The following is a 22,920-nucleotide window of genomic DNA, read 5'->3' on the forward strand; positions in this document are numbered from 1 at the left end:
TGATCACTCCCGGCGGACCGCGTATCGTCCCGGTCGAATATTCGCGATGTTCGCTTGACGGGGGCGACGGTGCTGGATTTCGCCGACTATCGTGCGTTTGCGGACGATCTCATGCGGGCCTGGTTCCGGCGGGTCGGGCCGATCACCGCTGCGGAGTACGCGACGGTCCGCGCCGACGCCCGCACGGTGTGGACGACGGTGGCGGGCCGTCCGGTCCCGGCGATCGCGCCGGTGGAACTGCTGGCCGACTTCGATCTCGAGCGGTGCCGGGTGCTGACCGGTGCCGACACGGTGTACGCCGAACTCCTGCCCCCGGATCTCCTCGGCCCGGGGGTGCTCCCGTCTCCGCGGATCAGGGCCCGTCCCGAACCGGGGACCGGACAGCCGGGGTGGGCGGGATTCGACGATCCGCGGCTGGCGGCGGCGCACCGGCCGGCCGGGCTGGACCTGCTGACGATCACGATCGGGGAGCCGGGCGTGCCGTGGGGCGACATGGCGACACTGCGGGAGGCGGTGGCCGGCTCGACGGGTGACCTGCGGTTCCGGACCGGGCCCCAGGTGCGGGCGGCGGGACTGACCGACGAGCTGTGGAAACTCAACCGGTCCCGGTTCGAGGCGGCGCTGAGCCCGTACCATCCGATGGCGATGTCCGGTGACCGCGACGAGTACGAAGCGCTGCTGACCGCCCCGGACACGCTGGTGGCGGTCTGGTCCGACGAGGGCCGGGTCACCGCCTACGGGTCGCTGCTCGGTGGCGTGCCGCCGTGGCACAACCCGCGGCATCCCATCGTGGCGGAGGCCCCGGTGGGCGGGTGCGCCTACTTCAACGAGATCATCAGCGTGCGTCCGGGTGTGGCGTCGGCGGTCCGGATGCTGGCCTCGTTCTTTCGGCTGCCCGCCCTGGTCGGGCGGCGATACACGGTGCGTTTCGAGGTCACCAACTACTCACGACGGTATGTCCCGCGGATCGCCGGGCGTGCGCTCGCCGAGACCGGGGCGGTGGTCTCGTCGCCGCTGCGGACGGCGGGCACGGTCACGTACGCCTACACCTCTTCCGGCGGGCGCCCGACGGGTCGACTCCGGTAGTTGAACCGGCGGACGGCATCCCGGTGCGCCGTCCGGCCCGGCTTGCGGAACCGCACCGGCGCCTGCGGAGACCGGAGTGTCACAGCCAGTCGATGTCGGCGAAGTCGATGTCGACCGGGAACGGGACGGACAGTTTCAGGCGTTCGTGGAAGATGCCCATCAGCAGGTACTGGCAGGTGGCCGGATCCAGTTCGTAGACGTAGACCGTGACCCGCCCGTCCACCTCCTCGATGCGCCACAGGTGCGGGATGCCGGCCCGGGCGTACAACCGCGGTTTGGCACTGCGGTCGCGTTCCGCGGAGGCGGGGGAGACGACCTCGGCGGCGAGGATCACGGCGTCCGCCGGGTACCACGTGGCCTCCGGGTCGACGCCGGCCTCCGCGTGGATGACCATCGCGTCCGGTTCGGGCCGCTGGCGCCGGCCGAGCACCAGGGTCATCTCGCGGCGGACCCGGAAACGGGCCGGGGAGGCGCACCGGCGCAGCCCCTGGACGAGAACATCGAGCGCGAGAGTGTGAAATGCGGACTGGGGGCCACGGAGCACGAGGCTTCCGTCGATAAGCTCGGTGTGTGTCGGAACTCCGGGAATGCTGTCGAGGTCGGCGGTCGTGTAACCGTCGGTCGGCGGCCGCAGCCATTCGGGTGCCGGCCAGGCTTCGAAGCTAGACGTGGGACCAGTAGTCATGAGACTAGTTTAGAGGTGATCGGCCCCACTGGGCCATCCCCGATTCGGATGCATCCCGCAGAGATCCAGGTCGGGCCGGTTCCGCCCCCGGGAATTCACCCGTTGGTGGGCAACGGACCGGCTCGACGGCAGGCCGGCCGGCGCGGCGCGGCTGATCCCGGGCCGACCGCGGCCGGCCCATGGTGACCAGGGCGACCGGTCCGCGCCGCTCGTTGGCGGACGACGGTCACCGCGACTCCCGCAGCAGGTGTTTCAGCACTTTGCCGGAGGCGTCGTGCGGCAGCTCGGCCCGCAGTTCCACGGTCCGCGGCACCTTGTATCCGGCGAGCTGCGCCCGGCAGTGCTGCAGCACCTCGACGATCGCGACACCGTGGCCGGCCCGGGGCACCACGAACGCCTTGCCGATCTCGCCGAGCCGCCGGTCCGGAACGCCGATCACGGCAGCCTCGGCGACTCCGGGCAGACCGGCGAGGACCCGTTCCACTTCGGCGGGATACACGGTGAAGCCGCCGCACACGTACATGTCCTTGATCCGGTCGGTGACGGTCAGGTTGCCGTGCTCGTCCAGCCGTCCCACGTCGCCGGTGTGCAGCCAGCCGTCCGCGTCGATCGCCGCGGCGGTGGCCTCCGGGTCGTCGAGGTAGCCGAGCATCAGGTTGGGCCCGCGCAGCAGCACCTCACCGCCGGGCCGGTCGATGCGCACCTCGAAGCCGGCCGCGGCCCGCCCGCTGGTGGACGCCACCGTCCGCACGTCGTCGCCGGGCCGGCACATCGTCGCCACCACGGCCTCGGTCAGCCCGTACGCCGTCAGCACCGTCCGGCACCCCAGGTCGTCCCGGATCCGCGTGACCAGCGACGGCGCGAGCATCGCCGCCTCGGTCACCGCCAGCCGCAGCGAGGACAGGTCGTGCCCGGTGCGGTCCGGATGGTCGAGCAGTCCGAGGTGGAGGGTGGGCGGGCCGGTCAGCACACTGATCCGTTCGGTCTCGACGAGGTCGAGGGTCCGGCCCGGATCGAACACCGCCTGCGGCACGATCGTCGCCCCGCTGACCAGGCACGCCAGCAGCCCGGCCTTGAGCCCGAAGCCGCTGAAGAACGGGTTGACCATCAGGTGGCGGTCGCCCGGCCCGAGCCCGGCGATCTCCGCCCAGGCGGTGGCCACGCCGAGCGACTGCCGGTGGGTGCTCATGGCGCCCCGGCTGCGCCCGGTGGTGCCCGAGGTGAAAAGGATGTCGCTGACGTCGTCCGGCATGACCGCGACCGCGGCGGCCCGGATGCCGGGTTCCGCAGCGGCCCGGATGCCGGCGTCCTCGGCGGTGCGGATGCCGGGCTCCCCGGCGGTGTGGGCGCCGGGCTCTCCTGCGGCCCGGTCGAGCAGCTCGTCCCACGCGGCCAGGGAGATCACGATCTCCGGGAGCGGGCTGCCGGTGGCGCGCAGCTCGGCGAGCCGGTCGCGGCCGAGGAACGGACCGGTGACGATCAGGACTCCGGCCCCGCTGCGGCCGATCACGTCGGCGGCCTCCGGCGCGCTGAGCCGGGTGTCGACCGGCACCAGAGTCGCACCGGCACAGCTCGCGCCGAGCGCGGCGAGGACCCACCGTGCGGTGTTCGGCGCCCAGATCGCGACCCGGTCGCCGGGTGCGGCGCCCGCCGCGGTCAGCGCCCGCGCCACCGTGCGGACCTGCTCGGCGAGCTCGGCGAACGTCCACCGGGCCTGTCCGGGATCGATCAGGGCGGGCGCGTCGCCGAACCGTCCGGCGGCCCACGCCACGGCTGCCGGAATGGTCTTGTCCATAAACATCTCCCGATGTTTACCGAGCAGATGCTCGGCCGGTAGGGCGAGCCTACGCACGACCGCGAGGGGACGCCAGTGAACGATCAGGCGTTCCGCGGAGAGGTCCGCGACCGGCTCGAGGCCGAGCCGGCTTGACCTTGACCTGCGGGTCAAGGTCTACCGTCGGCGCGTGTTGATCGGAGAGCTGGCCCGCGAGGCGGGAGTGACCATCAGGGCGTTGCGCTACTACGAGAAGGCCGGGCTGCTCGCCCCGGCCCGGTCCGCGAACGGGTACCGCCACTACGACGAGGTGGCACTGCGCCAGGTGGCCCAGATCCGTGAACTGACCGCGCTCGGCCTCTCCGTGGAGGAGACCCGCCCGTTCGTGGAGTGCTTGGCCGGCGGCCACGACTCGGCGGACGAGTGCCCGGCGTCGCTGGCCGCCTATCGTGCCGCGATCGACGCGCTCTCCACCCGGATAGCCCGCCTGACCCGCTGGCGTGACGAGCTGGCCGGCCACCTGGACTCGGCCGCCACCCGCTCGTTCCCCGGCCCGTACCCGCACATCGATCTGCCGCCCGTCCCCGCGCCGGAAGCGGCCTGCCAGTTCACCCCGCACGTCCCTGAGCCCGTTCCCGCCTCGCGCGACTCGTCCGGTCCGTCCACCTCACCCGGAACTCCCGACGAGGCTGAGACCCCCGACGAGCTGGTGCGACGGCTCACCGGCCGTCCGGTGCCCGCCCTGACGTTCCCCGACACCGGTGGCGGCACGGTCGACCTGACCGGACTCGGCGAGGGGCGGTCGGTCGTCTACCTCTATCCGCTCAGCGGCCGCCCCGGCGTCGACCTCCCGGACGGCTGGGACACCATTCCCGGCGCCCGTGGCTGCACCGCGCAGGCCTGCGCCTTCCGCGACCACCACCAGGACCTGCGTGCCGCCGGGGCCACGCACGTCTACGGGCTGTCCACGCAGAACACCGAGTACCAACGGGAACTCGTCGACCGCCTGCACCTGCCGTTCGCGATGCTCTCCGACGAGGCCTTCGGTCTCCGCGACGCACTGGACCTGCCCACCTTCGAGGCCGGCGGCCGGCCGCTCCTCCGCAGGCTGACCCTGATCCTCCGCGGGTCCCGCATCGAACACGTCTTCTACCCGGTCGACCCGCCCGCCGACCACGCCACCCAGGTCCTCACCTGGCTGCGCGGCCGCCCCTGAACCGTTCGCCGGCCTGCGGGGACTCCGGCCGGGCGTCGTCCCGGCCGCAGCCCCGTCGATCAACGGCCGAGATGCTGAGGCGGGGACGTGAGAGTGCCGGCCCGAGCCGCGGCGATGGCGCTGTGGGCGGCCTGGTCGGCGTGGGCGGGCAGGAGGGGCGCGCCGGTCAGGAGACGGTAGTAGAGCGGCGCGGACACCGCCCGGATCACCTGCGCCGGGTCGGTCGCCGGTGGCAGGTCGCCGCCGTCGACGGCGGTCCGCACCGCCGGCGCCCACTCGGCGACCCGGGTGTCGTAGAAGACGCGCAGCGCCGCAGCCGTGTCCGCATCGGTGAGGGCCGCCGCGAGGATCGCCCGGAACAGCGGCCCCTGGCGCGGGTCGGTGAGTGTGCGCTGGACCAGGTGGGCGTTGGCCAGCAGGTCGCCCTCGAGGGTGCCGGTGTCGGCGCGGGGCAGCGACTGCGCGGCCATGTCCGCGAGCAGGTCGGCGATCAGGGCTTCGACGGTGCCCCAGCGCCGGTAGACCGTGGTCTTGCCGACGACCGCGCGCCGGGCCACGTCGGCCAGGTCGAGGCGGGCGAAGCCGTTCTCGATGAGCGCGTCCTCGGCGGCGCGGAGGACGGCGGCGCGGACCCGGGCGGTGCGTCCCCCCGGGCGGGCGCCGGGCGGTGTGGGCTCACTCATAACGGGACTCCAGTTCCATTAACTCCAAAGGATTGCTACCGTCGGCTCATCTTAACGGGACCCGGGTCCCTTTAAAGCGATGGAGGGTGACGATGGAACATCGGCAGCTCGGCGGGTCGGGACTTCGGGTGCCCGCGCTCAGCTTCGGCGCGGGGACGTTCGGCGGGCGGGGGCCGCTCTTCGGGGCCTGGGGCACCACCGACGTCAGCGAGGCCCGCCGCATGGTGGACATCTGCCTGGACGCGGGCGTGACGATGTTCGACACCGCCGACGTCTACTCGGACGGGGCCTCCGAGGAGGTGCTCGGCGCGGCGCTCAAGGGCCGGCGGGACGCCGTGCTGATCTCGACCAAGACCGGACTGCCGACCGGCGACGGCCCCCGGGACGCCGGCACCTCGCGGCCCCGGCTGATCCGGGCCTGCGAGGACGCCCTGCGGCGGCTGGGCACCGACGTCATCGACCTGTTCCAGCTGCACGCGTTCGACGCGTCGACCCCGGTCGACGAGGTGCTGAGCGCCCTCGACGACCTGACGCGGGCCGGCAAGATCAGGTATGCCGGTGTCTCCAACTTCAGCGGCTGGCAGTTGATGAAGTCGCTGGCCGCCGCCGACCGGCACGGCCGTCCCCGCTACGTCGCCCACCAGGTGTACTACTCGCTGGCCGGCCGGGACTACGAGTGGGAACTGATGCCGCTGGCCCGCGACCAGCAGGTCGGCGCGCTGGTCTGGAGCCCGCTCGCCTGGGGCCGGCTGACCGGGCGGATCCGCCGGGGACGACCGCTGCCGGCCGGCAGCCGCCTGCACGCCACGGCGGACTTCGGGCCGCCGGTCGACGACGAACTGCTCTACCGGGTGGTGGACGCGCTGGACACGACGGCTGCGGAGACCGGCCGGACCGTTCCGCAGATCGCGCTCAACTGGCTGCTCACCCGGCCCACCGTGGCGTCGGTGCTCATCGGGGCGCGGACCGAGGAGCAGCTGCGGCAGAACCTCGGTGCGGTCGGCTGGGAACTGACCCCGGAACAACTCCGCCGGTTGGACGAGGCGAGTGCCGTCACCGCCCCGTACCCCTATTTCCCCTATCAGCGGCAGGAGGGGTTCGCCCGGCTCAACCCGCCGATGGTGACGACGAGAGCCCACTGAGGAACAGGTCCAGGCACCGCTCCGCGCCGGCGGTGATGGTGGGGGCCGGGTGCACCCGGCCCCGTCGGCGCGCCGGGAACTGCACGACCATCCGCCTGGCCGGCCGGTCCGGTGCAGGCTGCCCCGGACCGTGGACTTCACCACCGCACCGCCCCGCGACCCGAACGGCGAACTGTACAAACGCTTGCTCCGGGACGCGTACCGGACAGGACGCGACCGGGCCATCCGAGGATGACAGGCCGGGCACAGCGCACGCCAAAACTCCGGTCCTAGCGTCACGGCGCGGCTCCACCGAGCTGCCGGGCTGCCGTGATGCCACGACGTCCCGTCTCTTCGTGCCTGGGAGGGCGTCGTGGCTCAGCCTGCCGTGGCTGCACCATCATCTTCGCGGGACCGGTGGTTCGACCTGCTCAGGGCACTGGCGATCATCCGCGTCTCGGTGTACCACTACTTCCCGTACGCGATCATCGAATTGGCCTTCCCCTCGATGGGCGTGATGTTCGCGCTGGCCGGGTCGCTGATGGCCAACTCGCTGAACAGGTCGCCCGCCCCGAAGGTGATCTGGGGCCGGGTCCGGCGGCTGCTCCCGGCCTACTGGGCGCTCGGCGCGGTCCTGGTGCCGGCGATGTTCCTGGTCGGCTGGGAGGAGAAACCGGCCCTGTGGCACCTGATCGCCTGGGTGGTGCCGTTCGTCGACCCGCCGTCGAGCACGTTCGGGTTCGAGGCCGCCGAGGTGCTCTGGTACCTGGTCACCTACCTGTGGTTCGTGGCACTGTCCCCGATCCTGCTCTGGGTGTACAACCGGATCAAGCTGGGCGCGGTGCTGCTGCCGGTCGTCGCGCTCGCGATCATGCAGTGGCACCCGGTGTGGCCGGAGGCGAACCTCGAGGAGATCGGCACCAACCTCGGCATCTACGGGGCGTGCTGGATCCTCGGCTTCGCGCACCGCGACGGCACCCTGCGCAAGGTGCCGGGCTGGCTGACCGGGGTGGTCGCCGCGGTGTGCCTAGCGGGTGGCATGGGCTGGCACTGGGCACACCCGGACGCCGGTGGCCTGACCGACATCCCGCTGGCGTACGCCGTCTACAGCCTCGGTTTCGTCCTGGTGCTGCTGCGCTGGAAGCCGAACATGCAGTGGCTGCGCAAGCGGGCCGGTCTGGACAAGTGGGTGTCGCTGCTGAACGCCCGCGCGGTCACCTTCTACCTGTGGAACAACGTCGCCATCGCGCTCTGCTACCCGATCGGTGACGCCCTCGAGGTGTGGCGTCTCGGCAAGTTCTACGAGGTCGGTTACCTGAGCATCGCGATCGTGCTGCTCGGCAACGCGGTGCTGCTGTTCGGCTGGGTGGAGGACCTGGCGGCCCGGCGGCGCCTGCGGTTCCTGCCCTGGCCCCAGCCGAAGTCCGCCGTCCCAACCGTGACCTCGGAGCCGGCCGCGCAGGGCAAGGCGACGGTCGATCACAACCCGCCGACCATGCCCCGGATGGTGATGGCGGCCGGCGCCGCCCACGCCGAGACCCGGGTCTTCCAGGGTCCGCGCCGTCCGGCCGGTCCGCCGCCACCGGTGGTCGCCGGTCGCCCCCGCCCGGTCCAGCAGGGTCAGGGCGCGGTCCAGCAGGGTCAACGTCCGGTTCAGCAGGGTCAACGTCCGGTCCAGCCGGGGCAGCGTCCGGTCCAGCCGATGTCCCCGCGGAATGTGACGCCGCAGTTCTACGGTCCGCAGCAGCGTCCGCCGCGGCACGCCGCACCGCAGCAGCATCCTCAGGCCCAGCCGCCCACGCGTACCCGCTGAGTCATCTGCCCCCGGAAGAGGGGCCGCCGCTTCTCGACGAACGCGCGGCCCCTCTTTCGCGTCCTCGCTGGTGAAGACCCGGGTGCCGATTCGGGTCTCCTCCGTGGACGCCGCCGGGTCGCCCGTGGTCAGGCCGGCTGATCGGAAGCCTCCTCCTGGGGGTGCTGCTGGAACTGGGTGCGGTAGAGCTCCTCGTAACGGCCGCCGGCCGCCAGCAACTCGGTGTGGGTGCCGCGTTCGACGATGTGGCCGGCCTCGACGACCAGGATCAGGTCGGCGGCGCGGACCGTCGACAGACGATGGGCGATCACGACGGCGGTGCGGCCGGCCAGCGCCTCGCCCAGTGCTGCCTGCACCGCCAGCTCGGAGGTGGAGTCGAGGTGGGCGGTCGCCTCGTCGAGGACGACGACGCGGGGCTTGGCCAGCAGCAGGCGGGCGATGGTCAGGCGCTGGCGTTCGCCGCCGGAGAGGCGGTACCCGCGTTCGCCGACGACCGTGTCCAGGCCGTCGGGCAGGGCCGCGACCAGGTCGGCGACGAATGCCCGGCGCAGGGCGTCCCACAGGTCCTCCTCGGTGGCCGACGGGTCGGCGAGCAGGAGGTTGGCGCGGACCGACTCGTGGAAGAGGTGGCCGTCCTGGGTGACCACGCCGAGGGTGCGGCGCAGTGCCGTGAACGTCAGGTCACGGACGTCGACGCCGGCCAGGCGTACCGCACCCTGGTCGGGGTCGTAGAGGCGGGGCAGCAGGGAGGCGATCGTCGACTTGCCGGCGCCGGACGAGCCGACCAGGGCGATCATCTGGCCGGGTTCGGCACGGAACGACACCTCGTGCAGGACGTCGACGCCGCCGCGGGTGTCCAGGGACGCGACCTCCTCCAGGGAGGCCAGGGACACCCGGTCGGCGGCCGGGTACGCGAACCGGACCGCGTCGAACTCCACCGAGACCGGACCGTCGGGCAGGTCGCCGGCGTCCGGGCGTTCCTCGATGAGGGGTTCGAGGTCGAGCACTTCGAAGACCCGTTCGAAGCTGACCAGGGCGCTCATCGCCTCGACGCGGGCGCTGGCCAGGGAGGTCAGCGGGGCGTAGAGCCGGGTGAGCAGGATGGCCAGGGCGACGACCGCGCCGGGCTCCAGCCGACCGCGTAGCGCGTAGAACCCGCCCAGCCCGTACACCAGGGCGATGGCCAGCGCGGACACGGTCGTCAGGGCGGTGAAGAACACCATCTGGGACATCGCCGTGCGTACCCCGATGTCCTTGACCCGGCGGGCGCGCGCGGCGAATTCGGCCGATTCCGCCCCGGGCCTGCCGTAGAGCTTGACCAGGGTGGCCCCCGGTGCCGAGAACCGTTCGGTCATCTGGGTGTTCATGGCCGCGTTGTGGGTGGCGGCCTCCCGTTCGAGTTGGGCGAGGCGGCCGCCCATCCGGCGGGCGGGCAGCACGAAGACCGGCAGGAGCAGCAGCGCCAGCAGGGTGATCTGCCAGGAGAGGCCGATCATCACGATCAGGGTGAGGAGCAGGGTGACCAGGTTGCCGACGACACCGGAGAGGGTGTCGCTGAACGCCCGCTGCGCGCCGATCACGTCGTTGTTGAGCCGGCTGACCAGGGCGCCGGTGCGGGTACGCGTGAAGAACGCGATCGGCATGCGCTGCACGTGGTCGAAGACCGCGGTCCGCAGGTCGAGGATGAGGCCTTCGCCGATGCCCGCGGAGAGCCGCCGCTGGATCAGGCCGAGGCCGGACTCGACGAGGGCGATCACCGCGATCACCACGGCGAGACCGGTCACCAGCCGGGTGGTGCCGCCGCCGACGATCGCGTCGACGATCCGTCCGGCGAGCACCGGGGTGGCCACGGCCAGCCCGGCGGTGACCACGCTGAGCAGCAGGAACCCGGTCAGCGCGGCCCGGTGCGGCTGGGCGAACCGGGCGATGCGGCGCAGCGTGGCGAGGGAGAACGGACGCTTGTCGTCCTGTTGGTTCATCACGTGGTAGAGCGAGTTCCAGGCGGTCATCTCCATGCTCATGCCGCCGAAGGTGCCACCTCACCCTCGGTTCAGGTCAAGCGAATTGTCACCCGCCGGTGGAGACTCCGACCGGTCATCGGAACGCGTTCTGGTCTCGGGCTGTGCCGACGCACCATGTCACCTCTGAGCCGCACCCGCCCGGCGGCCGGATCCCGCGGACCCGGACCACCGATTCCTGGATCCCTTGTGGAGTCGCCGCTACGGTGGGTCGATGGTGGCGGACGGGGTGGACGTGTGGGATCTGACATGACCGTGCTCTATCTCGACACCGACGTGGGCATCGACGACGCGCTCGCCCTCGCCTTCCTGCTCGCCGCGGACACGGCCCCGGCCGGCATCGGCACGGTGTTCGGCAACGTCGGCGTCGACCAGGCCACCACCAACTGTCTCGACCTGCTGGCGCTGGCCGGGCGGGACGACATCCCGGTGGCCGCCGGTGTCGGGGCGCCGGCCGGGCAGGGCAACGACGGCCGGGTACACGGGTCGAACGGTCTCGGTGGTGTCGAGCTGCCGCGTTCCGGGCGCCGGCCGGTCGACGGCAGCGCCGCCGAGCTGCTGATCGGTCTCGCCCACCGGTATCCCGGGGAGCTCTCCGTGGTCGCGCTCGGCCCGCTCAGCAACCTGGCCGTCGCCCTGCGCCTCGAGCCGCGCCTGCCCGAGCTGGTCCGTGACGTGACCATCATGGGCGGGGCGGCCCTGGTCCCGGGGAACCGGAGCCCGGTCGCGGAGGCCAACATCCTCGACGACCCGGCGGCGGCCGCCGCGGTGATCGCCGCGCCGTGGCCGATCACGCTGGTGCCGCTGGACGTGACCCTCGACCACACCCTCACCGAGCCGGACCGGCAGGCGCTGCTGGCCGCCGGGTCGCCGCTGCCGCGGGCGCTGGGGGCGATCCTCGAGCATTACATGGACTACTACGTCGGCGTCTACGGGCGTCGCGCCTGCGCCCTGCACGATCCGGTGGCGGCGGCGGTGGCCATCGGCGCCGCGGTGCCCGCCCTGGCGCCGGCGGTGCGGGTGGTGGTCGACGACACGGACGGTCCCGGTCGCGGCCAGACGATCTGTGACCTGCGCGGGCTGCGGGCCGGCCGGCCGGATCAGCCGGGCGCCCACGTCCGGGTGGTGCTGTCGCTGACCGCACCGTTCGGCCCTCAGCTGGTCACCCGGCTGGTCGGCGGGGCGACGGGGTGATGTTCTCGTCGGCGCGGGTTCCGGAACGCCGTTCCGCAGCAGCGGGACTCCTTCGGCTGATGTAGCTTCTTTCCTAGACGAGAGTCGTCTAGGAAAGGGGTGCGCGGTGCAGGTCCTCGGCGAGGCACAGCAGGCCGCCTGGCGGGCCCGGACACTGCCACCGGTCGAGCGGCTGGCCGGCGGCCTGGTCTCGGTGCCCGTCCCGATCCCGGACAACCCGCTGCGCTACACCCTCACCTACCTCGTCCCCGGCGACCACGGCCTGGTCGTCGTCGACCCCGGCTGGAACAGCGACCCCGGCTGGTCCGCCCTGATCAGCGGCCTCGCCCTGGCCGGCGCCGCACCCGCCGACGTCACCGGCATCGTGATCACCCACGTGCACCCGGACCACCACGGCCTGACCGCCCGGCTGCGACGGGCCTCCGGCGCCTGGGTGGCGATGCACCCCGCCGAACGCGAGTCGTTGCGCCGCGACGACCCGCGGCCGCACGAGACGATGGCCCGCTGGCTGCGCGGCTTCCACGTCCCGGACGCGGAGATCGCCGACCTGATGGCGGCCTTCGGCGACGACGTCAGCCGGCACATGGCCCCACTCGCCGACGCCGACGTGCTCCTCGAGGACGGCGACCCGGTGCCGATGGCCGGCCGCCGGCTGCGGGCGATCTGGACACCCGGCCATACCCCCGGACACCTGTGCCTGCTCGAACCGGACGCCGGTCTGCTGCTCACCGGCGACCACCTGCTGCCCCGGATCACCCCCAACATCGGCCTGCAGTTCGACGGCGACGGCCGGACCCTCGAGCGGTACCTCGACTCGCTGGCCCGCCTCGCCGCCTACGACGAGCACGCCGCCCTGCCCGCCCACGAATACCGGTTCCGCGGCATCGCCGAGCGGGCCGCCGAGATCACCGAACACCACCGGGAACGCTGCGCGGAGATCGTCGCGACGGTCGACCGGCTCGGCGCCCCGACGGTGTGGGAGCTGGCGTCCGCCCTGAGCTGGTCCCGCCCCTGGTCGCAGATCGGCGCGATGAAGGTGGGTGCGGTCGCTGAGACCGCCGCCCACGTCGACCTGCTCGTCGCGGACGGCCGGCTGATCCGCAAGAAGGAAGCGTTACTGACGAACTGAGACGAGCACGAAGTCGACCAGGCGTTCGGCGTACTCGTCGGCACCGGCCGCCACCCGCGCCCGCAACCGGGCCGGCGTGGCCAGCACATGACTCAGCGCGCCCCCGCTGATGCAGTCGAGCAGCATCGTCGCGCTGGTCCCGGCCGGAAGCTGACCGCGCTCCACACCCCGGCGCACGATCGCCCGGCCGGCCGCCGCCTGCGAGTCGAGGAACCGGTCCAGATGTTCCTGACCGGACGGGATGCCGTCCGCCTCGACCAGCAGCCGCAGCACCGCGCCGCCCGCCTCGTCCAGGAACGCCCGCAACACCTGCCGGGCCAGCAGCACCAGATCGTCGCGGACCGAGCCGGTGTCGATGTCGTTCACCCCGGCCAGCCGGGACGCCAGCGCCGCGGCGAGCAGCGCCTCCTTGTTGGCCCAGCGCAGATAGATGGAGGCCTTGCCGACCCCGGCGTGCCGGGCCACCGCGTCCACCGAGAACCGGGCCCAGCCGTACGCGCCGAACACCTCGGCCGCCGCGCGGGTGATCCGGTCGTCCACCCCGGGATCCCGGGGTCGTCCGAGGACGGGGCCGCCGCTCGCCTCCATGACGCCTCCCCGCTGCCGCACCCTCACGATCGGCGACCAGTCTAGAAAGACCGGGGCCGCACGGGGAGATCGCGGTCAGCCGAGCAGCTTGCGGTGATCCCCACCGACCGTCCGGGCCGGCTCGACCAGGCAGGTCGCCCGGTTGCCGCCCGCCGGTCCGCGCGTACGGTCGACGGCCCGAGCGCCGCCACCCCCGTTGCTGGTGTCACCACGATGAGGCCGTGGCATGTCACTGTTCTGGTGGTCCTGATCGTGGGGATCGCCTTCGTTGGATGGCTCATCGCCGCGTTCCGGAAGGGTCGCGACGACCGATGATGCGCCCCTTAAGTCCGATATAGGCAAGTATGGGTTACTCGATGGATTGACCCTCCGTTCCGGGTCGTGAAGCCGGTCGTTTGGCTTGCGACGTTCTCAACGGAGGTTTTGCTTTGTCCATCGGATGGCGGTCGACCCGGCTACCGCCGCACAGCACCACGGCAGCGGTCGCGTTCGCACGGCAGGCGGTACGCGCCGGCTATCCCGAGGAGTACGAACTCTTCGACGAGGTGGTCGAGGAGTACGCCCACTGGTCGGGCCAGACGCCGCTGCGCCGTCTTCGTACCCCGATAGGTGTCGGCGTCGACGTGGCCGCGGTGACCCCGGTCATCCTGTCGGCACTCAACTTCCTCGGTGCGGCCGTCACCACCCACGTGGTGGACGAGGCGCTGGCACCCCTGAGTGAGGGCGCCCGCCGCCGACTGGTGACGGTCTTCCGGCGCGGCGACACCGGCGAGTCCCGGCCCCGGCCCCGGCCGGCGGCGGCGATCAAACAGCGCACCGCCCCGGAGTCCGACGACTGGCACGAGATCACCATCCACCTGGTGCCGCTGCTCAAGCAGCACGGCCTCAACGCCGGCGGCGCGGGGGAGGCGGCCCAGCACATCGTCACGGTGCTCCGCAGGTACGACTGACCGTCCCTATAGTTGCCTCGTGCAGCGGGGACTGACCTATCACGACGCTCTGAAACTGCTCGGCGGCTCCGGGCCGTTCATGCGGATCACCGACAACGTGCTGGGCGGCGCGCTCGCCGTGGCCACGGCCGGCGGCAGCGAGGTGGCGCTGAGCCTCTTCGATGCCAAGGGCGAGGCGGTCCGGCTCGGCCACCTGGTCACCGACAAGATCACCGAGCTGGTACGCGGTCACGGCCGCCACAGCCGCAGCCGGCGCCTGCAAGCCGCCCACGGCGTCCTGGTGGTCGGCGCCTTCTTCGAGGCTCTCGACGTCTGCCTGGGTGCGGCCGGCCTGGACGAGGCCGGTCTCACCCGTGCCGAGCAGGCGGGACTGGTCGCTGCCGCGGCGCTGCCCGCCGACTGGCCGTCCCGGCTGCTCGCCGCCCGGATCCCGGCGCCCGGCCCGGATCAGCCCTACGACCGGCTCCTCGCCGAACTGCGCGACTGGTTCCGGGCCACGACCGGCGCCACCATGGACCACCTGGCGAAACTGGCCGCCTGGGACGGCCGGGCCGACCTCGCCGAGCCGTTCCGGCGGGTCCTGCCCGACCTGGCCCTCACCCGCTACGAGGACGGCGTCCGTCGGCTCGCCGCGGAGGCCCCCGAGTTCGGCATCTGGATGCGCCTGCTCGCCGACCGGGCGGCCACCCGGGGCCTGGCGGATCTGGAACACGTTCTGCTGCGGGTCACCTCGCACCGGGACCCGGCCCGCCACCGCGCCGCGCTCGCCCTGACGTACCGCGCGGAGCTCGGCCAGCCCGTCCTCGGTGGCGACTCCGGCGAACTGGTCCTGCCGGCCATCGCCGCCGGTTACCTCGACCCGGCGTTCCGGGTGAAAACGGCCGGACCGGGCGCCCACCCGGCCGTGGAGAGCTGGTGGGACACCGAACCCCGTGACGACCTGGCAACCTTCCTCGCCACGTACCTGACGACCCCGCAGGCCGCCGACGCGCCCCTGCTGCTGCTCGGCCAGGCCGGCTCGGGCAAGTCGGCGCTGACCCGGGTGCTCGCCGCCCGGCTGCCGGCCGCCGACTTCCTGGTGGTCCGGGTGGTGCTGCGCAAAGTCCGTGCCGAGGCGGAGATCCAGGACCAGATCGAGCAGGCGTTGCGGACCACGATCGGCGAGACCGTCGCCTGGCCGGAACTGGCCCGCGACGCCGACGCCGCGATGCCGGTGGTGCTCCTGGACGGCTTCGACGAACTGCTCCAGGCCACCGGCATCCACCAGTCCGACTACCTGCAGCGGGTGGCCGCCTTCCAGCAGCGGGAAGCCACCCTGGGCCGGCCGGTCGCGGTGATGGTCACCAGCCGGACCGTGGTCGCCGACCGGGCCCGCGTCCCGCACGGCAGCCTGGTGGTCCGCCTCGAACCGTTCGGCGAGGCCCACCTGGAACGCTGGCTGGAGATCTGGAACCACACCAACGCCGCCCGCTGGACCGACGGCCGCCGCCCACTCACCATGGACGTGCTGCGGCGCTTCCCGGACCTGGCCGTCCAGCCGCTGCTGCTGCTCATGCTCGCCCTCTACGACGCGGGCGACAACGCGCTGCACGACGCCGGCGACGAACTCGGCACCGGACAGCTCTACGAACGTCTGCTCCGCGAGTTCGCGACCCGCGAGGTCCGCCGGGTGCACGGCGCCCAGCCGGACACCGTGATGCCCGCCCTGGTCGAGGACGAACTGCTGCGCCTGTCGGTGGTCGCCTTCGCGATGTTCCACCGGCTGCGCCTCTGGGTCACTACCGAGGAACTCGACGCCGACCTGGCCGGCCTCGGACTCCAGCCGGCTCGCCGGTCCACGCAGGACTTCCGCACCCCGCTGACCGCGGGCCAGGAGATGGTCGGCCGGTTCTTCTTCATCCAGCGGGCCCAGGCGTCACAGGACGATCAGACCCGGCAGACGTACGAGTTCCTGCACGCGACCTTCGGCGAATACCTGGTCGCCCGCCTCGTGGTGCAGGCCCTGGCCGACGTGACCGCCCGGTCCCGGGCCCGCACCCTGCGACTCGGGCAGGCCGAGGACGACGAACTGCTGCAGTCCCTGCTCGGCTACACGCCCCTGTGTGCGCGGGCCACCGTCCTGCCGTTCGCCGCCGAACTACTCGACCGGGCCGGCGCCGCCGAGATCCGCGAGTGGATCGTGGAACGCCTGCGGACGGCGGTGACCCGCCCGCAGCACACGCCCCGCTCGTACCGTCCGGTGGACAAACGCGCCGACCACTGGATGCACACGTACTCGTTCAACCTGACGCTGCTGGCCCTCGCCTGCGGCGGACCCCTGCGCGCGTCCGAGTTGTTCCAGCGGGCCGAGGATCCGGCCGGCCGGCTGCGCGACACCGCCCTGCAGTGGCGGGCGGCCGTGCCGGGCGGCATGTTCCTGGACGCCATGGACACGATCACCGTCGACCGCACCTGGACCGCCGACCGCCGTCGCGACCTGGTCCTGACCCGCCGCCCGCAGCCGTCCACTCCGTCCGGCCCGTCCGCCCCGTCTGCTCCGTCCGCCGCTTCGGGGTCCGCCTCGTCTGTCGTCTCCCCGTCTGTCGCTTCGGGGTCCGCCCTCTCGTCCGGTGATCTGGACGGCGGGGTGGATCTGCTCTGGTCCCACAAACTCACCGAAGCCGTGGACCGCAGCGACTGGACCGGCCTCCAGCCCGCCCTCACCTCGATGCGGCTGTCCGGTGCCCTGAGTGACGACATCCTGCGGCACGCGCTGGAACCCGTCCTGCAACAGGCGCCCGAACTGGTCTTCAACCTGGTGGCGCACGGCGGGAACGACGCCGAGTCCCCGGCCCGCAGCCTGATCGGCCTCGCGATGGCGTCACACCTCGCCGCCGACCACAAGGATCTGCTGACGGCGTACGAGCGTGCGGTCACCGCTGTGACGTCGTCCGGCCTGGACGCCTCGGCGAGGGCCCTCGGCGTTGCTGTGGTGCTGCGGGCCCTCGCCGGAGACGAAGCCGTGCTCACTCCGGACCAGGTATCCGATCTGCGACGACGCCTGTCTTCCGGGTGACCGGCGTCTTCCGGGTGACCGGCGCCGTCCGATCGCGGTGGCGCCGGAAGAGCCGGTACGCGCCGGCCGCCAAGCGGCCCATCGACTCGTCGATCGCCCGCACCGATTCGCTGTGCAGGTGTGCCATCTGCCAGAAGTAGCCCGGCTGCTGCATCCGTGTGCCTTCCCGTTCGGGGTGAGTTCACGGATACGTCGAGGCGGCCATCCAGAAATCGACACTTCCGCTCTCTTCGTCTGTCACGGCCCGGCGGGAGGGTCAGAGACCTTCGCGGCCGGTGGACCAGTAGGGCTTGGTCGCGATGACGCGACGGGAAAGTCCGCGATTGATCAGCGCGCGGCGTTGGCGCTGGATGGATTGGGCGTGGCCGAGCAGCAGCGCGCCGTCCACATCGGCCAACACGGCCGACACGTCCTCCCGAGCTGCCGACGTCTCGTCCAATGCGGCCGACGTGTCCTCCCGAGTTGCCGACGTCTCGTCCAATGCGGCCGACGCGTTCTCCCGAGCTGCCGACGTGTCGTCCAGCGCTGCCGACTCCAGCCAGGACTGCACGGTGTCGCCGGGAGCGCCGTTCGCCGGCAGGAACCGGAAGGCGGGCCAGCGGGCAGCGAGCGGTTCGACGGCGGCCGCCGGCACCTCGACCACGACGACATGCCCGGACTCCGCCCGAGCCCGTGCCTCCATGCCGCCGACGCGGAGCGCGCCGACGTCGTGTGCGCCGCTGTGGAGTGTGCCGTTGTCGAGCGTGCCGGTGGGGAGTGTGGCGGTGTCGAGGGCGGCGGGGCTTCGCGGCGCGACTCCTGTGCCGGTGGTGGCCGGGACCAGGGCGGCGAACGTACCCAGGGCGGAGTCGTCACCCAGGTGGAGGCGACGGGTGCCGGGTGCGCGCAGCGGGATGTGCACGGCCGCGAGTGCCGACACCTCGTCACCGGGGCGGAGGGCCTTGACGAAGGCGGCGCCCGGGCCGCCGGAGGAGACGGCGGCCAGGATCTCGATGTGCGGGCCGTCCGCGGTGTGGACCGTGTAGCGGCGGCTCAGCGTGGGGGAGACCCGGAACTGGACCTCGTGGCCGGGGCGCCAGCCGCCCGCCGGGGGAGGCGCGTCCAGGGTGAGCTCGACGAAGCCGGGCGCCGGGGTCGTGGTGCGCAGGACGCGGGCGGTGCGCCCCATGGCGGCGGCGAAGAGGTTGCCGATGACGGCGGGAGCCTTGGGCATGGCGGCGACACTACACCGTGCAGTGTAGTTGAGATAGGGTGATCGCCGGAGGTGCTGATGAAGACGCTGCGTGCGGGCTCACCGGCGAAGCGGGCGGCGATCCTGGTCGCCGCCCGGGAGTTGTTCCTGCGGGACGGGGTGGACCGGGTCAGCATGGACGCGGTCGCCGCGCGGGCCGCGGTGTCGAAACGGACCGTCTACGACTATTTCGGCGACAAGCGGACGTTGTTCCTGGCGATCCTGGCCGACGCCGCCGACTCGCTGAACGGCATCGCACGCCGGGCCATCGACGAGCACCTCCCCGACGATCCCGCGATCACCACGGTCGCCGGGCTGGGGGAGGCGCTGACCGCCCTCGCCGTCGACCTGAGCATGACGGTGGTCCGGTCCACCGACTACGCGGCGGTCTTCGCGCTGGTCGCCCAGCAGCGCGGTCAGGAGGGTTCGCCGGGCGACGACGTCGACACGCTGGCGGTGCACGACGCGGTCGCGGACCGGTTCGCCCGCTTCGCCGGCCACGGACTGCTGGAGCTCGACGACCCGCGGGAGGCGGCCCACCACTTCGGTGCGCTCACCCTGTTGCTTGCCTCGGACGAGCAGCCCTTCCCGTCGAGGGCCGACCCCGAACGGATCCGCCGAACGGTGACAGGCGGGGTACGCGCCTTCATGCGCGCCTACGCACCCCGCTGACGGCACCCGCGGGCCCCGCCGGATGGCCGGTGTGTGCGCGGCGATGGCCGGTGTGTGCGCGGCGATGGCCGGCGTGGGCGTGGCGCGAGGTGTGGCTGCTCGCGCCCCGTCGAGCGGTTGTCCGTGGTGGTCAGCGGCGGGACTTCGGCAGTGTCGCCTTGACCGCGGTCGGCATGGTCTTCAGCGTGTTCAGCACCGACCGGGTGCCGGTCGCGCCGTCCACCAGGTACTGGTCGATGATCGTGTCGGCGCAGAGGCCGGTGATCGAGACGACCTCCTTCGCGGTGCCGCTCCAGCCGGCCGCCGTTCCGGCGTGCACCCCGTTGATCCGGGCGGTCTGCACCCGGACGCAACCGGCGAACCGGAACACGTCGGCGATGTACTGTCCGGAACCGGTCAGGCCGGCCGCTTCCACGAGGCGGCGGACCTCCGGGGCGTCGCCGTCGCCGCGGATCAGGGCGGGCAGGGCGGCCGCGGCGTAGTCGGCGCGGACCTTCATCAGCGCGTCGGCGCTGGCCGGGGTGAGGACCTGGCCGTGCGGCAGGAGCAGGGTGATCAGTTCGAGGCCGCCGTCGAGGGCCAGCACCGACCAGTCGGGCTTGCCGCCGGGAACGTTCTCGGCCTTCGCGCCGGTCACCGCGACGCTGTCGCTGAGGTATGCCAGCGTGGCGTTGCGCAGCGCGGCCACCGTGCCGTTCTCGGCGTCCGGAATGTCCGCACCAGCAGGAATCGCCCCGGTGCCGGACCCCGAACTGCCGGAGACGACAGCACCGGATCCCGAACCGCCGGAGACGACAGCAGCGGAACCAGAAGTACGGGAACCCGCGGAGAGCGGCGCCACGACCGGGAACGCCCCGTCGGCCAGCAGACTCTCGGTGGTCCGCTTCACCGACGCCTTGGCCGCGCTGGTGGCGTACCCCCAGAAGGTGCGGGTCGCCCCGTACGACACCGGCAGCACCGTGCCCGTGCTCGTGCGGATCCGGTCGCCGGTGATGTCCCGTTCGAGATCCCACGTGCCGACCGCGAAACTGTCGAACAGCACGGTGTCGGCGTTGACCGTGTTCTCCACGTAGTCGATGACCGTGCCGGTCAGCGGCACCCACCCGTTCAGCTCCGGCGCCCAGCCGAACACGTTCAGCATGGTCGGGTCGATGCCGTACGGCAGGTTCTCGTAGCGCAGCGAGATCCGCGCCCGGCCGAGCACGCCGGACTCCACGTTCATCGAGACCATGTCACCCAGCAGGAGGATCCCGTCGGGGGCGGCCCTGTTCGCGGGGATCGGGTCGGCGGCGAACCGGATCCGCGCCTCCCCGGTGACGGTGTTCTCCGGCACGGACAGGCGGACACCGCCGTCCAGAGCGGACATCAGGCCGCCGTCGGCGCCCACGCCGCGCACATCACTCGCACCGATCAGGGCACACGCCCCCAGGACCGCTGCGAGACCGGTGACCAGAGCTCCCGCTCCGATACGCCGTACCAGATTCATGTTCGTCCTCCCCGGCGCGGAAGGATAGCCGTGACTTGTTACGGCTGTCCGGGGACCCGGTCGTACTTAACGGTCACTTCGGCAGCCGTACGTCGGAGGTTAACCGTTCGCGTGCGGTCCGCACCGTCAGTGATATGACTCTTCGGGTGCGATCACCCTGGCGGCGTCCGGCCCGAATCGTGCCGCTCGCGTTCCTCGCTCTGATCGCGGTCGGCACCGCGCTCATGATGCTCCCCGCCGCGCGTGCCGATCCGGGCCACGCGCCGTTCGTCACCGCCCTGTTCACGGCGGCTTCGGCGGTGTGCGTGACGGGTCTCGCGGTGGTCGACACACCCACCTATTGGAGCACCTTCGGTCATGTCCTGCTGACGGTCCTGTCGCAGATCGGCGGCTTCGGCATCGTGACCCTGGCCACCCTGCTGAGCCTCCTGGTGTCCCGAAGGTTGGGATTGAGCGGACGGCTCCTGGCGCAGGCGGAGAGTTCCGGTCTGAGCGGCGGGAACATCCGCGGTGTCCTCTTCCGGGTGGCGATGGTCATGCTGGTCGCGGAGAGTGCCATCGCCGTCGTGCTCACCCTGCGTTTCATGATCGGGTACGGGTATCCGCCCGGCCGTGCGACGTGGGAGGCGGTCTTCCATGCCGTCCAGGCGTTCAACAACGCCGGGTTCGCGCTCTACCCGGACAGTCTCGTCCGGTTCGTCACCGATCCCTGGATCTGTGTCCCGCTCGCGCTCGGCGTCTTCGCCGGTTCGATCGGTTTCCCGGTGCTGTTCGAGCTGGCCCGGGAGTGGCGGCGCCCGGGCATCTGGTCGACGCACACCTGGTTGACGGTGTCCGGCACGGTGCTGCTCAGCATCGTCGGCTTCCTGGTGTTCCTGATCTTCGAGTGGCGCAATCCGGGCACGCTCGGACTGCTCGACACCCCGGGCAAGATCCTCGCCGCGTTCACCCAGGACGTGATGACCCGGTCCGGTGGCTTCAACAGCATCGACCTGGGCAAGATGAACAGCGAGACGATCGCGGTCACCAACGGCCTGATGTTCATCGGCGGGGGCAGCGCCAGCACCGCCGGCGGCATCAAGCTGACCACGTTCCTGCTCCTGGCGTTCGTCATCTGGGCCGAGATCCGTGGCGAGCCGGACGTGGTGATCCGCAAGCGCCGGATCGCCGAGGAGACGCAGCGTCAGGCCCTCACGGTGGCGCTGATGGGTGTCGCGCTGGTCGCCACCGGTACCGTCGTTCTGGACGCGCTGACCGAGGACGTGCCGTTCGACCGGGCACTGTTCGAGGTGACCTCGGCGTTCGCCACGGTCGGCCTGAGCACCGGCATCACCCCGAGCCTGCCGCCGTCCGCGCAGCTCGTCCTCGTCGCCCTGATGTACGTCGGACGGGTCGGCACGATCGCGGTCGGCACCGCCATCGCGTTGAACACCCGTCGCCGGCACTACCGATACCCGGAGGAGAGACCCCTAGTTGGCTGAGAAGTCCCGCAGAGGCGAGAAGGCGGAGAGGCCCCGCAGGGGCGAGAAGCTGTCCAAGGGCGAGCACGTCGCCGTGATTGGGCTGGGCCGGTTCGGCGGTTCGGTCGCGGAGGCCCTGCTGGACCTGGGCTACGAGGTGCTCGGCATCGATTCCGATCCGCGCATCGTGCAGGACTGGTCGGACCGGCTCACCCACGTGGTGGAGGCGGACTCCACCGACGAGGACGCGCTGCGCCAGCTCGGCGTGCACGAGACCACCCGGGCGGTGGTCGGCATCGGCACCAACCTGGAGACCAGCGTGCTGACCGTGCTCACGCTGACCGAGCTGGGCGTCCCGGAGGTGTGGGCGAAGGCGACCAGCACCAAGCACGGCCGGATCCTGGCCCGGGTCGGCGCGCACCACGTCGTCCACCCGGAGTCGGAGATGGGGGAGAAGGTCGCGCACCTGATCACCGGCCGGATGCTCGACTACATCGAGTTCGACGACGGGTTCGCCATCGCCAAGGTGCAGTCGCCGCAGGACGCGGCCGGCCGCACCCTGGCCGATCTGGCCCTGCGGACCCGCTGGGGCGTGACCGTGGTCGGGGTGAAACGTCCCGGCCAGGACTTCGAGTACGCCCGTCCGGAGACCGTCATCCCACCGGACGCGCAGCTCATCGTGGCCGGGCCGACCGAGAAGGTCGAGGCGTACGCGGAGGCGGTTTGAGAATCCCGGCGCGCACGCGGGAGGATCGTCGG

The 22,920-nt window shown here is 72.0% G+C and carries 19 protein-coding genes; 11 read left to right on the forward strand and 8 right to left on the reverse strand.

Translation table 11 applies throughout. The features are described 5' to 3' along the window. Nucleotides 1–111: 111 nt before the first annotated feature. Entirely contained in the window at nucleotides 112–1,086 is a 975-nt protein-coding gene (locus tag QSK32_RS00380; protein ID WP_285470899.1) for a hypothetical protein, read from the forward strand. Between the two features lie 79 nt (nucleotides 1,087–1,165). Here QSK32_RS00380 and QSK32_RS00385 read toward each other — a convergent pair whose 3' ends face one another. Together QSK32_RS00385 and QSK32_RS00390 are read right to left on the reverse strand one after the other, a co-directional pair. Then, nucleotides 1,166–1,771, reverse strand: a complete 606-nt coding sequence (locus QSK32_RS00385; protein WP_045742170.1) for a Uma2 family endonuclease — start codon at nucleotides 1,769–1,771, stop codon at nucleotides 1,166–1,168. Nucleotides 1,772–1,997: 226 nt separating this feature from the next. Next, nucleotides 1,998–3,566, reverse strand: a complete 1,569-nt coding sequence (locus QSK32_RS00390; protein WP_285470900.1) for a FadD3 family acyl-CoA ligase — start codon at nucleotides 3,564–3,566, stop codon at nucleotides 1,998–2,000. A gap of 169 nt (nucleotides 3,567–3,735) precedes the next feature. On the opposite strand from QSK32_RS00390, the gene QSK32_RS00395 reads away from it, so the two are divergent. Next, on the forward strand, nucleotides 3,736–4,761 hold the full coding sequence (locus QSK32_RS00395; RefSeq protein WP_285470901.1) for a MerR family transcriptional regulator: 1,026 nt from the start codon (nucleotides 3,736–3,738) through the stop codon (nucleotides 4,759–4,761). Nucleotides 4,762–4,820: 59 nt separating this feature from the next. Here the strand turns inward: QSK32_RS00395 and QSK32_RS00400 are convergent, their stop codons facing one another. Further along, a complete protein-coding gene (locus QSK32_RS00400; RefSeq protein ID WP_285470902.1) occupies nucleotides 4,821–5,444 on the reverse strand; it encodes a TetR/AcrR family transcriptional regulator in 624 nt (207 codons plus the stop codon). Between the two features lie 92 nt (nucleotides 5,445–5,536). On the opposite strand from QSK32_RS00400, the gene QSK32_RS00405 reads away from it, so the two are divergent. Beyond that, on the forward strand, nucleotides 5,537–6,586 hold the full coding sequence (locus QSK32_RS00405; RefSeq protein ID WP_285470903.1) for an aldo/keto reductase: 1,050 nt from the start codon (nucleotides 5,537–5,539) through the stop codon (nucleotides 6,584–6,586). Nucleotides 6,587–6,938: 352 nt separating this feature from the next. Continuing rightward, nucleotides 6,939–8,378 (forward strand): acyltransferase family protein, encoded by a 1,440-nt coding sequence (locus QSK32_RS00410; protein ID WP_285470904.1) that lies wholly within the window; start codon nucleotides 6,939–6,941, stop codon nucleotides 8,376–8,378. A 128-nt stretch (nucleotides 8,379–8,506) separates the two neighbouring features. On the opposite strand, the gene QSK32_RS00415 is transcribed toward QSK32_RS00410, so the two are convergent. Further along, a complete protein-coding gene (locus QSK32_RS00415) occupies nucleotides 8,507–10,399 on the reverse strand; it encodes an ABC transporter ATP-binding protein (RefSeq protein ID WP_285470905.1) in 1,893 nt (630 codons plus the stop codon). A gap of 246 nt (nucleotides 10,400–10,645) precedes the next feature. Between QSK32_RS00415 and QSK32_RS00420 the strand changes: the two genes are divergently transcribed. Both QSK32_RS00420 and QSK32_RS00425 read left to right on the forward strand, forming a co-directional pair. Beyond that, nucleotides 10,646–11,590: a nucleoside hydrolase gene (locus QSK32_RS00420; protein ID WP_045742164.1), complete on the forward strand. Its 945-nt coding sequence runs from the start codon at nucleotides 10,646–10,648 to the stop codon at nucleotides 11,588–11,590. A gap of 106 nt (nucleotides 11,591–11,696) precedes the next feature. Continuing rightward, a complete protein-coding gene (locus QSK32_RS00425) occupies nucleotides 11,697–12,719 on the forward strand; it encodes an MBL fold metallo-hydrolase (protein WP_045742163.1) in 1,023 nt (340 codons plus the stop codon). Here QSK32_RS00425 and QSK32_RS00430 read toward each other — a convergent pair. Both QSK32_RS00430 and QSK32_RS00435 read right to left on the reverse strand, forming a co-directional pair. Further along, complete coding sequence (locus QSK32_RS00430) at nucleotides 12,705–13,307, reverse strand: TetR/AcrR family transcriptional regulator (RefSeq protein WP_045742162.1); 603 nt, start codon at nucleotides 13,305–13,307, stop codon at nucleotides 12,705–12,707. The two genes, QSK32_RS00425 and QSK32_RS00430, sit on opposite strands and share 15 nt — an antisense overlap. Nucleotides 13,308–13,382: 75 nt before the next feature. Next, nucleotides 13,383–13,535 carry a hypothetical protein gene (locus tag QSK32_RS00435; protein WP_285470906.1) on the reverse strand — a complete coding sequence of 51 codons (153 nt, stop codon included), beginning with the start codon at nucleotides 13,533–13,535 and terminating at the stop codon, nucleotides 13,383–13,385. A gap of 200 nt (nucleotides 13,536–13,735) precedes the next feature. On the opposite strand from QSK32_RS00435, the gene QSK32_RS00440 reads away from it, so the two are divergent. Beyond that, on the forward strand, nucleotides 13,736–14,257 hold the full coding sequence (locus QSK32_RS00440) for a hypothetical protein (RefSeq protein ID WP_045742160.1): 522 nt from the start codon (nucleotides 13,736–13,738) through the stop codon (nucleotides 14,255–14,257). 19 nt (nucleotides 14,258–14,276) lie between these two features. Beyond that, entirely contained in the window at nucleotides 14,277–17,312 is a 3,036-nt protein-coding gene (locus QSK32_RS00445) for an NACHT domain-containing protein (protein WP_285470907.1), read from the forward strand. 256 nt (nucleotides 17,313–17,568) lie between these two features. Here QSK32_RS00445 and QSK32_RS00450 read toward each other — a convergent pair whose 3' ends face one another. Continuing rightward, complete coding sequence (locus tag QSK32_RS00450; protein WP_285470908.1) at nucleotides 17,569–18,525, reverse strand: ferredoxin reductase domain-containing protein; 957 nt, start codon at nucleotides 18,523–18,525, stop codon at nucleotides 17,569–17,571. Between the two features lie 57 nt (nucleotides 18,526–18,582). Between QSK32_RS00450 and QSK32_RS00455 the strand changes: the two genes are divergently transcribed. After that, a complete protein-coding gene (locus tag QSK32_RS00455) occupies nucleotides 18,583–19,215 on the forward strand; it encodes a TetR/AcrR family transcriptional regulator (RefSeq protein WP_045742237.1) in 633 nt (210 codons plus the stop codon). A gap of 130 nt (nucleotides 19,216–19,345) precedes the next feature. Here QSK32_RS00455 and QSK32_RS00460 read toward each other — a convergent pair whose 3' ends face one another. After that, a complete protein-coding gene (locus tag QSK32_RS00460; RefSeq protein ID WP_285470909.1) occupies nucleotides 19,346–20,701 on the reverse strand; it encodes a hypothetical protein in 1,356 nt (451 codons plus the stop codon). A gap of 134 nt (nucleotides 20,702–20,835) precedes the next feature. Here QSK32_RS00460 and QSK32_RS00465 point away from each other — a divergent pair, with 134 nt between their 5' ends. Together QSK32_RS00465 and QSK32_RS00470 are read left to right on the forward strand one after the other, a co-directional pair. Further along, nucleotides 20,836–22,182 (forward strand): TrkH family potassium uptake protein, encoded by a 1,347-nt coding sequence (locus QSK32_RS00465; protein ID WP_285470910.1) that lies wholly within the window; start codon nucleotides 20,836–20,838, stop codon nucleotides 22,180–22,182. Between the two features lie 49 nt (nucleotides 22,183–22,231). Next, nucleotides 22,232–22,888 carry a potassium channel family protein gene (locus tag QSK32_RS00470; RefSeq protein WP_045742236.1) on the forward strand — a complete coding sequence of 219 codons (657 nt, stop codon included), beginning with the start codon at nucleotides 22,232–22,234 and terminating at the stop codon, nucleotides 22,886–22,888. The last annotated feature ends 32 nt before the right edge of the window (nucleotides 22,889–22,920 follow it).

Source organism: Actinoplanes sp. NBRC 101535 (assembly GCF_030269225.1).
Lineage (GTDB): Bacteria > Actinomycetota > Actinomycetes > Mycobacteriales > Micromonosporaceae > Actinoplanes > Actinoplanes rectilineatus.

What these genes read in the sequence shown, in the direction of transcription:
- QSK32_RS00380 (WP_285470899.1), top strand. Translation starts at nt 112, where the DNA reads ATGCGGGCCTGGTTCCGGCGGGTCGGGCCGATCACCGCTGCGGAGTAC.
- QSK32_RS00385 (WP_045742170.1), bottom strand. Translation starts at nt 1,771, where the DNA reads ATGACTACTGGTCCCACGTCTAGCTTCGAAGCCTGGCCGGCACCCGAA.
- QSK32_RS00390 (WP_285470900.1), bottom strand. Translation starts at nt 3,566, where the DNA reads ATGGACAAGACCATTCCGGCAGCCGTGGCGTGGGCCGCCGGACGGTTC.
- QSK32_RS00400 (WP_285470902.1), bottom strand. Translation starts at nt 5,444, where the DNA reads ATGAGTGAGCCCACACCGCCCGGCGCCCGCCCGGGGGGACGCACCGCC.
- QSK32_RS00405 (WP_285470903.1), top strand. Translation starts at nt 5,537, where the DNA reads ATGGAACATCGGCAGCTCGGCGGGTCGGGACTTCGGGTGCCCGCGCTC.
- QSK32_RS00415 (WP_285470905.1), bottom strand. Translation starts at nt 10,399, where the DNA reads ATGAGCATGGAGATGACCGCCTGGAACTCGCTCTACCACGTGATGAAC.
- QSK32_RS00420 (WP_045742164.1), top strand. Translation starts at nt 10,646, where the DNA reads ATGACCGTGCTCTATCTCGACACCGACGTGGGCATCGACGACGCGCTC.
- QSK32_RS00430 (WP_045742162.1), bottom strand. Translation starts at nt 13,307, where the DNA reads ATGGAGGCGAGCGGCGGCCCCGTCCTCGGACGACCCCGGGATCCCGGG.
- QSK32_RS00435 (WP_285470906.1), bottom strand. Translation starts at nt 13,535, where the DNA reads ATGCCACGGCCTCATCGTGGTGACACCAGCAACGGGGGTGGCGGCGCT.
- QSK32_RS00450 (WP_285470908.1), bottom strand. Translation starts at nt 18,525, where the DNA reads ATGCCCAAGGCTCCCGCCGTCATCGGCAACCTCTTCGCCGCCGCCATG.
- QSK32_RS00455 (WP_045742237.1), top strand. Translation starts at nt 18,583, where the DNA reads ATGAAGACGCTGCGTGCGGGCTCACCGGCGAAGCGGGCGGCGATCCTG.
- QSK32_RS00460 (WP_285470909.1), bottom strand. Translation starts at nt 20,701, where the DNA reads ATGAATCTGGTACGGCGTATCGGAGCGGGAGCTCTGGTCACCGGTCTC.
- QSK32_RS00465 (WP_285470910.1), top strand. Translation starts at nt 20,836, where the DNA reads ATGACTCTTCGGGTGCGATCACCCTGGCGGCGTCCGGCCCGAATCGTG.